The sequence below is a fragment of the Bacillus sp. JJ1503 genome, assembly GCF_036965125.1.
Taxonomy (GTDB): Bacteria; Bacillota; Bacilli; order Bacillales; family Cytobacillaceae; genus Cytobacillus.
In genome coordinates this window covers 1-10644 of the sequence record NZ_JBALOZ010000093.1, presented here as the reverse complement: position 1 = coordinate 10644, position 10644 = coordinate 1, and the positions used below count along the sequence as shown (strand labels likewise).

Genomic DNA, 10644 nt, shown 5'->3' with positions numbered 1-10644 from the left:
TGAGTTGATTAGCTCATAATGTCTTTTTTGATAAAAAGACTAAAACGTTGACGTTTTTGTTCGTTCAGTTTTCAAAGAACCACCTTGCCGCTCAGAAGCGACTTTATTAATATATCAATTAGCAACTTTGATGTCAACAACTTTTTTTTAAAAGTTTTAAAATGTTATCAACGTCTCAGCGACTGTTTTTATATAATACCACCGCCCAATTTCTTCGTCAATAGCAAATACAAAAAAAAATAAAAAACGGAGATTCGTATCGAATCTCCACTAAATTAGTTATTTTAAAAAGATGAAATATAGAACAAAGATTACAAAGAAGAAATACATAATAGGATGAATTTCTTTTATGCGTCCCTTTACAATCATTGTAATTGGATAAAAAATAAATCCAACGGCAATTCCGGTTGCAATACTATATGAAAGAGGCATCGCAATCATTGTTAAAAATGCAGGTACAGCTACTTCAAATCTGTTCCAATCAATTTTCCCTAGCGATGACACCATCAATACTCCGACAATAATAAGAGCAGGCGCAGTGACCGCTGGGGTAACAATCGCTAATAACGGAAAGAAGAAAATAGATATAATAAAAAATCCTGCAGTCACTAATGAAGCAAATCCCGTTCTTGCTCCTGCAGCCACTCCGGCTGATGATTCTATAAAAGAAGTAACGGTTGAAGTCCCAAATACAGAACCAGAAATGGTAGCAATCGAATCTGAAATTAGTGCTCTTCCTGCACGAGGAAGCTTATTATCCTTAACAAACCCTGCTTGGTTTGCAACAGCAACTAATGTCCCTGCATTATCAAAGAAATCAACGAATAAAAAAGTTAAAATAATACCAAGCATTGTTGTTGTATAGAAAGAACTGTCGCCAAATGAGCTAAAGAGTGCGCCAAACGTTGGTGCAAGACTTGGTGCTTTATCAACCACTTTTTCAGGTATGTCAATTAATTGAAAGATCATTCCTACAATTACGGTGATAATCATTCCATAAAATACACCGCCTTTAATCCCTCTTGACATAAAAATAACCGTTACTAGCAATCCGAATATTGCAAGCAGAGTATTTCCGTTCGTTAGATCACCTAACCCTACGAGCGTTGCATCACTATTTACAATAATACCAGCGTTTTGGAATCCAATAAATGTAATGAACAAGCCGATTCCGGCTCCAACTGCGTGTTTTAATTCAATCGGAATCGCGTTAATTAGTTTTTCGCGTAAGCCAGTAAGTGTTAAAAGAAGGAAGAAAACACCTGAAATAAAAACAGCTGCAAGCGCGTGTTGCCACGGGCTTCCGTTTACTAAAACAACTGTATAGGCAAAAAAGGCATTTAATCCAAGACCTGGTGCTAGAGCAAGTGGATACTTTCCTAATAGCCCCATAATGATGGAACCAACTGCAGCTGAAAGAGCTGTTGCTACAAATACCGCTCCGTGGTCCATTCGTAAAGCATCTGGAAAATCTGTTACATCCGCAAGAGTTAGAATGGCCGGATTAACAACTAATATATAAGCCATTGCTAAGAACGTGGTCATCCCACCTAAAAATTCACGGCGATAGTTTGTGCCCAGTTCTTCAAATCTGAAGTACTTTTTCACTTTATTTCCCCCTACAAATTTTTATTATAGTTTTACCGCAAGCAATAAAAAATACGCTCAGGTTAATACGAGAGCGCTCGACGACAAGTTACATGCAATAAATCGGGAAATATAAATGAACATGAAAACAGATTGAAAAAGCCCGAATAATTACACTTACCTCGTAGTCAAGCTATTTTCGGTAGCCCGGTAGAAACTTCTGGACCATATTTCCAGAATTATACGATGAAGTACTTATATTAAATTCAAATTTATTTTACCAGCAGGACAAAAGTCCGTCAATACAAAAAGCGAACATTTTCATGTCCGCTTTTTGTATTGTTCGTATTTTTGTCAATTTCCATAAACAACGCTTTTGCGAATATTCATCGCAGGAACAATTGTCCTTTGATTGTTCCGAAGGCGCTTCCGCTTTTCCTACTCCCACTCAATTGTTGACGGCGGCTTGCTCGTAATGTCATACACAACCCGATTAACATGAGCTACTTCATTAACGATCCTTGAAGAAATAACTTCAAGAACATCCCAAGGAATTCTTGCCCAATCGGATGTCATGCCATCGATGGATGTAACTGCACGAATGCCGATTGTGTGATCATAGGTACGGGCATCTCCCATAACCCCAACACTTCGAATGTTAGGTAGGACAGTGAAGTACTGCCAAACATCACGATCTAGGCCAGCCTTCGCAATTTCCTCACGTAAAATATAGTCAGATTCCCTTACGATTTCAAGCTTGTCCTCTGAAATTTCACCTAAAACACGAATGCCTAAACCAGGACCTGGGAATGGCTGTCTCCAAACAATTTCATCTGGAATCCCAAGCTCTGTTCCTAAAGCGCGAACCTCATCTTTAAATAATGTATTAAGCGGCTCGATCAGCTTAAATTGCATATCTTCCGGAAGCCCGCCTACATTATGATGGGACTTGATTGTTTGCGCAGTCGCTGTACCACTTTCGATAATATCTGTATAAAGCGTACCTTGGGCTAAAAACTCAATGCCTTCAAGCTTGTCAGCCTCATCATCAAATACATAAATGAATTCATTTCCAATAATTTTACGTTTTTGCTCTGGGTCAGAAACACCTTTTAGCTTACTTAAGAAGCGCTCTTGAGCATCTACCTTAATTACGTTCATATGGAAGCCATCAGCAAATGTCTTCATGACACCTTCCGCTTCCCCTTTACGAAGCAACCCGTGGTCAACAAAAATACATGTTAGCTGATCGCCAATTGCTTTATGAATTAGAACAGCGACTACAGAAGAGTCCACGCCGCCACTTAACGCACAAAGTACTTTTTTGTTGCCAACCGTTTGACGGATTTTTTCCATTTCTACTTCAATAAAGTTCCCCATCGACCAGTCGCCTTTACATCCGCAAACACCAAATACAAAGTTTTTCAAAATGTCATTCCCATAAACAGAATGAAGAACTTCTGGGTGGAATTGAACAGCATACATGCGGCGCTCTTCATTGCTCATAGCCGCAATTGGACATGATGGATTTACACCATCTACTGTAAATCCTTCGGGAGCCTCTACAACTAAATCGCCATGGCTCATCCAAACCGTTTGGACTGAAGGAAGATTCGCAAAAAGCTTAGATTCATTTTCAATCTTCAGCTCAGCCTTGCCATACTCACGATTTTTTGCCTTCTCCACTTTTCCGCCTAAATGCATCGTCATTAACTGCATACCATAGCAAATTCCGAAAATCGGCAAGCCTAGGTCAAAGATTTTCTCATCACAGCGGAAAGCACCCTCTTCATATACGCTGTTCGGGCCACCTGAGAAAATAATACCTTTCGGGTTCAGTTCTTTAATTTCTTCAGCTGTAATCGTATGAGGGTGTAATTCACTATATACACCAAATTCTCTAATTCTACGTGTAATTAACTGGTTGTACTGGCTTCCAAAATCTAATACAACGATCATTTCTTGTCCTTCTAGTTTCGCTGTCAAGCTGTTCACCCCACAAATTTAATAAAATACCATTTATTATGAATAGTGTTCTCTATTACATAAAAAATAACGCAGATACATTTCATAAAACCACGCAAATAAAATAAAAAACCAGACTCTGCTCCCCCATTATTGGTGAAGGCAGACATTCTGGTAAAAAAATCCCTATAAAGGGATAGAAGAATCTGCCTTCATAGTCAAATCATTTACGGTGATTTGGTAGAAACTTTCGAACCATATTATCGAGGATATATGAAGGATTACATTCAATTATAATATTTCACAGATTAACGAACCTATTGTATCAACAGGTTAATTTTCCGGTCAAGCTATTGTTTTTTTAATTAAATTTTCCCACAATTCTTTCGTCTCTTCCCAGCTTCCTTCTGCTACTTCCCCTCGATAAATTAATTTCTCGTAACGGGAGGTAAGCTTGCTCATTTCACTAGTTGAATAGAAACGGTCCACATACTGAGCATAGTCTCTAAGGGTTTGCCCGTCTTTACGATACAGCCCATAGCGCTGCAATTCTCTTAATAGAAGCAAGTATGCCTTAGGGAAGTTTTCATCTTTTTTTGTCCATTTAAACCTTAAGGCTAAATAATAAGGAAGCCATTTGCCGCGTAAGCGATAAATAATTAGCAGCAATAAGGATAGGGCTAGAGCAGACCCCAGCAGCCACTTCCAAGTCTTTGCGAAAAATCCTTTCACAGATTGAGTAAGCTTCGTGAATGAAAAGGACGAAGCTGATTTTTCAGGATTGTCTTTTTCAATCTCAGGCTTTTCATTTTCTTCTGGTTTTGGCTGATTATCTGCAGTTTGGGTATTACTTTGTGACGACTGATCAAAATTAAATTGAACATTGTTAGAGAAGCCCTGTGTTGGTTCAAATTGAACCCATCCTATATTAGGGAAATACACTTCCACCCATGAATGGGCGTTATTATTTGTAACTTCAAAAATCCTGCGGCTATTTTCAGCGAGCCCCTTGTACTCACCCTCTGTATACCCTTTAACCCATCTTGCAGGAATACCGAGAGACCTTGCCATCACAACCATGGAAGTAGAGAAGTTATCACAATACCCTCTTTTTGTGTCAAATAAAAACTGGTCAACATAATCGTCATCAGCACCAGGGACAGCAACATTCTTCTGATCATAAACAAAGCCTGATTTTTTAAAATACGACTCTAACGCTCTTGCTTGTTCAAACCATGTGGTCTTGCCTTCGGTTATCTCCATGGCTAATTCTCGAACTCGCTGAGGAAGTTCATCAGGAAGCTGTGTATATCTTTCGATGAATGCATTATTTTGCGCATTGTTGATTTCGGAACTTGCATTCATGAGAGCAGTCACGCTATATTTCGGCACATCATAAATAACCGAATAGTTGTTGATTGACCCAGGTATTCCACCTAATAAAGTATGGATTTTTTCCGTATAATTCTCGATTTGAAAAGAACTATCAGGATGAAAGGGTGTTTCAATCCTCTTAATTCCTAAAGGATACACAATATGTTTATAATCCATTGACGCATTTATAAAGCTTATTTCTTCGACTTTATTTACACCATCATGATCGATAAACGAAGAAACAGGAACAACATCCTCTATACGAAAAGGTGTAACTTCCTCTCTAGGGCCAGCGGTAATCCATCCCTTACCTGTATACACATCTTTCGTCTCTACCTTCCAATATTGGCGTGATTCAATTTCTGCCCTAAACACAACCTGATTATCACCAATGAAAGGTCCTCCTAGCTGGGAATCATCCAAGCCATAGCCAATTTTCTGAATACCGCCTCTCTCATCCCCGCTGCCCTTTGCATACGATTTAATAAACGGAACTGGATCTGGCCAAATCGGATCAGCCTTTGGTGCAGCAAGACCAAAAGCAACACTAATAACAATCATGACAATTAAAGGAGTCAGCCATTTGCGAGAGAACTCTGCCCTTCCGTGAATAACTTCTTTATCCATAAGCCGATAAAAGGTCAGCGTCCCCATAATGACAAATCCCGAAATGACCGTTCTGACAATCGCCACTTCCGCTTCATAAGGAGTGAACGTATCAAGCACGGTAATATAAATTAATGTCATGAAAAAGAAGATAAAGATCTGCCTTTTCCTAATGAGCCAGTATTGAATTAAATAAGTCATTAACCAGAGGAGGATAAAAAATAGAAAGCTTTTAAAAAGATTACTTAAGCTAGATGTGTCCCTTTCTACAAGCAGCAATAAGCTCTTATAAAAATCCCCCAAAAAAACAGGTATCCAATCTAATCTAAAAAACGATCCTTCAAAATATAAGGAATGCAAAACATAGACCATTAACATCCATTTAATAAAACCGCTGATCAAAAAATGAGTACCTAAATAGGCCAATAGCAGTGACACGATACTGAAAAGGAGAAAAACCCATATATTCGATGTATCTGTTAGTTGCTCTAACGGTCTTAGCCACTCCCATAGCAGCAGGAAGCCAAATGTATATAGCAGAAAAGAAGCTAAATCCTTTTGGACTTTTTGAGACTTCATGCCCGAGCCACCTCCGAAAAAACAGCCTTAAAGTTTCCGCTGTGAACTAAAACAACTCGCAGCCCTCTTGCATTAGCAGCTCCCTTAAGTGTAAGCTCATCCGGTAAAAGTGATTCCATTTCATTTTTCACGATAAATATCGTCACTAAGCCATTTTTTGAAACTAAAAGACCTGCTTTTTCAATTAAGCTTCTAGTCAATTGTGCAGTGATCAGCATGAGATTATTTTGCTGAAGCAAAAATCCCTCAGCCTCAAGGATACGATCTATTGGGACCGGACTATCATCTCTCACCTTCGCCAGATGATAGAATAATTGCATTTGCTGGCTTTCCCCGCCTCTTATGGGAAATGCGATTCTTTCAGAAGAAGAGGAAAGAAAACCAACCTGTGCTCCTTTTTGGAGAATAGCTCTAATAATAGAGGCTGAGAAAGAAACAATGGCTTCAAAACGTCCAGACGGCACACAATCCATAAGAATAAACACATCATGGGATTGCCTCTGCTCAAATTCCTTCGTCATAATATCATTTCGCTTTGCCGTTGCTTTCCAATTAATCCATGAAAATCGGTCCCCTGGCTGATACTCCCGTATTCCAATTGCCATGGACGTATCTCTTTGTACACGTTCCTTTGATGCTGTCAGTCCTTGATCAAAATGGTTTTCAAGCGGTCTGTAAATTAATTCTTCATATGCCGGGTACACCATGATTTTCTGATCTGTCTGTATGTGTATTTCTTTTTCAATTAAGCCGAGGGGGTCACCCGTTTTCACCCTTATGGACTGAAAATGATGCTCTCCCCTTGGCAGATCATTGATTTGATAGTCCCAATTGATTTCCTTTTTGAACCAGGGAAACAAGAAGGATTTAGTCCGATTCCTTTCTTGCGAATATCGGAGCTGCTCGCCGAGTTCATCCTCTATGACGATATAAAATAAGGGAAACGACATTTTCCTTTTCAGTGTAATCTCCACCTTTATGGACTCACCCGCATTATATTCCGTCTTTAAGAATACACGGGACACCTGTAAATGATGGAGACGATAGAAGGAAAGAAAAAGCGCATAAATGGCAAAAGGGACAAAGCTATAAAATAAAAACCAGCTGACAAACCCTCCCTGGAACATGGCATAGGAGAAGGTAACCAAAATTAAAAGGTACAAAGCAGCTAGCTTCCAAGCCTTCCTTACATTAGATAATAGGCGTTTCATCTACTTCACAAGCCTTTGTACCGGAACAGGAGTCCTTGCCATTACTCGATCCACTACTTCTTCAGCAGTAATGCCTTCGAACTTCGCCTCTGATTTTAAGATAATGCGATGAGCAAAAACAGCCTGTGCCAAGTATTGAACATCATCTGGAAGAACATAATCCCTTCCATATATAAAGGCATAGGCTTGCGCAGCCTTCATTAACGCAATAGACCCCCTTGGACTAACACCTAGATAAACACTTGAATGGGTTCTCGTACGGTTTGCCAGATCAACGATATAGCGTTTGATCGTTCCATCTACATGAACTTGTTTTACTTTTTCCTGTAAATCTCTTAATTCTATTAAATCAATAACCGGCTCAAGATCATCAATGGGTCTAGCCTTTTGTGCTCGGTTTAACACTTCCATTTCTTCCGTCATATCCGGATAGCCCATTTTCATTTTTAATAAAAATCGATCTAATTGAGCTTCCGGAAGAGCATAGGTTCCTTCGTATTCGATTGGGTTTTGAGTCGCCATAACGAAAAACGGCTTTTCAAGTGTATGTGTCACTCCGTCAATCGTCACACTGCTTTCTTCCATTCCCTCCAGTAAAGCTGACTGAGTTTTCGGTGAGGTACGATTGATTTCATCTGCCAAAATAATATTCCCCATGATCGGACCAGGTCTAAATTGAAACTCCATTTCCTTAGGATTATAAATAGAAACCCCTGTCACATCTGAAGGCAATAAATCAGGTGTGAATTGAATCCTTCTGAAATTCGCCCCGATCGATTTCGCAAGGGAACGTACCATCATCGTCTTTCCTACACCAGGTACATCCTCTAATAAAACATGCCCTTCCGCCAGCAAGGCAATTAAGCTTAATTCAGCAACTTCGCGTTTTCCAATCATAACCTTTTCAATATTCGCTAAAACTCTCTCTATCATAGGTTGCATGTGCTCACTAGTCATATATTTCCTCCTGTTGTGCGTCATTTCATTATTTATTAAGAAAAAACAATGCTACAAGCCTACCATTCTGCTTAAAAATCGCCATTCCTTTGTAATTTATTCGATAAATTATGTCAAATTCCTGTAATATTCTGCTAATCTTTAATTTGAAGAATAATCGCAAGCTTGATTAAAGAGTGATACATCTTCTATTTCTATATATTTAGTATAATACCTTTTCCAAAATACTGGGGTTTTTTTCTTATGGGAAATAAAGGGGAATAAAAAAACTTTGACTAGGAGAAGAAGAAAAGCTCCCTCGAAGAAACTGTTAGCCATTAAATTGAATAGAATCTCTGAAAACAAGATTCAGAGATTCCATTTACTCAAGAATAAATTAATAAGAAACACCTGTCCGTGTATGCGTTTTATTAAATTCCTCCATACTCGGATCAAAATAAGTGTCAGTAAATTTAGCAACAAATTGATTATCTTTTAAATAACCAGCACCCCATGTCGGGTCCATCGTCACCCAGCTTCCATCAATATTAGCTTCAACCCATGCATGCCTTGCAGGCCAAAATCCGCCGCGCGCCATTCCTTCTACAAATCTAGCTTCAATATTACTTGCTCTAAGAAGTGCAATCGTTAAGTAAGCATAATCTTGGCAAACCCCTGTTTTTAGCTCAAGAGTTTTTAATGCACTGTCATCCCATTCGAATTCATCATTCTTGTATTTCCCAACATCGTAGCTAATATTTTGGGCCACATAATCATAGATGGCTTTTGATTTTTCCCGGTCGGTACTTTTTCCTGTTATAAGCTCCTTTGCCAGTTCTTCGATTTGAGGGGCATCTGATTGAACGCCGCGGGAAGGGAGAAGATCCCGCTCATCTTTAAGGGCTTTTGATTCTACTTCGAACTGTGCAAAACCGAAGTATCGGAAGTAATCACTGTTCTTTTCTTTTATTTCAGGTACACTAACTGTCACTTCATATGTACCCGGACCAAATCGTAAATAAAAAGAGTCATCAAATGTAAAGTTTTTAATTGGGATTACATCTAAAGCTTCATCCTCGCCTTTTTTCGATGTAATGTAAATGTGCGTTGTTTTAGAAGCAAACTCAGCGTTCGGGTCAATGGAACCTTTAATGTTAAAAGTCCCTTCCGACTCTTCCCCGCCAAATAGAGGATACTCTAATGTAACTCCACGCTCCATATAAGTTTTAGAATACTCGATCGGCTTCATCGTCCGATTAGATTTGTTATCTATTAAAACCATTGTAGCCGTTTGGTAATAATTATCCCGCTCCTTATCAGGAACTAACACTTCAAGCTTATGTATCCCTTCACCATAAAACAAAGGAATATCATAGGAAAATCCCCCATTTTTAACAGGAATCACATGCTTCCATGTTTCAGAGTCCTTATTGAGCCTGAGCATGATTGTATCCTCGTCTTTCAAACTGCCCGCCTTCCCTTTTAACTGAAAGATTCCATCCTCTTCTACGAAGCTAGAATCCAAATTTAGGGCAAGCTCAACATCCTGACCAAATGGTGTATACGTAATATCCCGCTGAATTTCAGGATTTACATTATAAACTTCAAATTTGGCCGTATCATAATAATAATTTTCACGATCTGTACTAGGAAGCTGGACAGTTATTCGGTATTCGCCCTCTCCATTGAAGAAATGAATTTCCTGCTTAAATTTGCCGTCCTTAATTGGTGTGTAGTATCCATGCTTATTCCCTGCTCGTCCTTCTTCATCAGAATGGACCTTGATCCCAGCGTAATGAAATTTCAATAAGGAGTGCTTTTCGATCTCTCCTTCGACCATAACTTTCCCATTTACTGCAAATTTTTTATATTCAGGCTTCTTAAAAGTTGCACCGATCTCTTCACTGTAAGAAGTCAATTTTATCGGTTCAAGTTCAAATTCTTTATTTTTCTCCTCTGCCAGCTTTTCATATTTGTTATCTTGCTTTTGTTCCTGTTTTTTAGAAGCTTTTGTCTCTGAATCACTTGAACTAGCATTACTGCAAGCTGAAAGGATAAAGACGCAGCTTAACAAACATAATAAAAACGTAAAGAAATTTCTTTTCGCATTCATTTCTGTTCCTCCAAATTTATGTAATAAAGTAAAAAAACAAAATGGTTATATTCAGTTAAACTTACGTCTGGACTATAGTTTAGTTTCTGAGTATTAATTCCTCTTTTTTACATTATTAATATGACTAAAGGCTTATATAATAAAAAAACACACGAATGGCGTTTAAAACCAAAGTGTGTCAGAAGAAAGTTAGAACAATACTTAATGTTTTGTTGCAAATTATTTAACAAAGTCTTTACCCCTTATTCTTCCATTCATTTCATCTATAAAAAA

6 protein-coding genes and 2 riboswitches are annotated in these 10644 nt (G+C 38.5%); all 6 genes read right to left on the bottom strand.

Translation table 11 applies throughout. From position 1 onward, the window contains the following. Positions 1–279: 279 nt before the first annotated feature. The 6 genes from V7149_RS08650 to V7149_RS08625 all read right to left on the bottom strand — a co-directional run bounded on the left by V7149_RS08650 (position 280) and on the right by V7149_RS08625 (position 10371). Positions 280–1608, bottom strand: a complete 1329-nt coding sequence (locus tag V7149_RS08650; RefSeq protein WP_335345245.1) for an NCS2 family permease — start codon at positions 1606–1608, stop codon at positions 280–282. Positions 1609–1752: 144 nt separating this feature from the next. Continuing rightward, positions 1753–1854, bottom strand: a riboswitch (purine riboswitch). Between the two features lie 171 nt (positions 1855–2025). Then, positions 2026–3546 carry a glutamine-hydrolyzing GMP synthase gene (gene guaA, locus V7149_RS08645; RefSeq protein ID WP_335345246.1) on the bottom strand — a complete coding sequence of 507 codons (1521 nt, stop codon included), beginning with the start codon at positions 3544–3546 and terminating at the stop codon, positions 2026–2028. Positions 3547–3747: 201 nt separating this feature from the next. Next, positions 3748–3849: riboswitch (purine riboswitch) on the bottom strand. A 48-nt stretch (positions 3850–3897) separates the two neighbouring features. Beyond that, positions 3898–6111, bottom strand: coding sequence for a transglutaminase domain-containing protein (locus tag V7149_RS08640; RefSeq protein ID WP_335345244.1), 2214 nt, complete (start codon positions 6109–6111; stop codon positions 3898–3900). Beyond that, positions 6108–7322 carry a DUF58 domain-containing protein gene (locus V7149_RS08635; protein WP_335345243.1) on the bottom strand — a complete coding sequence of 405 codons (1215 nt, stop codon included), beginning with the start codon at positions 7320–7322 and terminating at the stop codon, positions 6108–6110. Before V7149_RS08635 ends, V7149_RS08640 begins: the two co-directional genes overlap by 4 nt. Continuing rightward, on the bottom strand, positions 7323–8279 hold the full coding sequence (locus V7149_RS08630; RefSeq protein ID WP_335345242.1) for an AAA family ATPase: 957 nt from the start codon (positions 8277–8279) through the stop codon (positions 7323–7325). 376 nt (positions 8280–8655) lie between these two features. Then, positions 8656–10371 carry a transglutaminase domain-containing protein gene (locus V7149_RS08625; protein WP_335345241.1) on the bottom strand — a complete coding sequence of 572 codons (1716 nt, stop codon included), beginning with the start codon at positions 10369–10371 and terminating at the stop codon, positions 8656–8658. Between the last annotated feature and the right edge of the window lie 273 nt (positions 10372–10644).

Bases quoted from the DNA above. Each gene is read 5' to 3' on its own strand.
- V7149_RS08635 (WP_335345243.1), bottom strand. From the start codon at position 7,322: ATGAAACGCCTATTATCTAATGTAAGGAAGGCTTGGAAGCTAGCTGCT.
- V7149_RS08625 (WP_335345241.1), bottom strand. From the start codon at position 10,371: ATGAATGCGAAAAGAAATTTCTTTACGTTTTTATTATGTTTGTTAAGC.
- guaA (WP_335345246.1), bottom strand. From the start codon at position 3,546: ATGATCGTTGTATTAGATTTTGGAAGCCAGTACAACCAGTTAATTACA.
- V7149_RS08640 (WP_335345244.1), bottom strand. From the start codon at position 6,111: ATGAAGTCTCAAAAAGTCCAAAAGGATTTAGCTTCTTTTCTGCTATAT.
- V7149_RS08630 (WP_335345242.1), bottom strand. From the start codon at position 8,279: ATGACTAGTGAGCACATGCAACCTATGATAGAGAGAGTTTTAGCGAAT.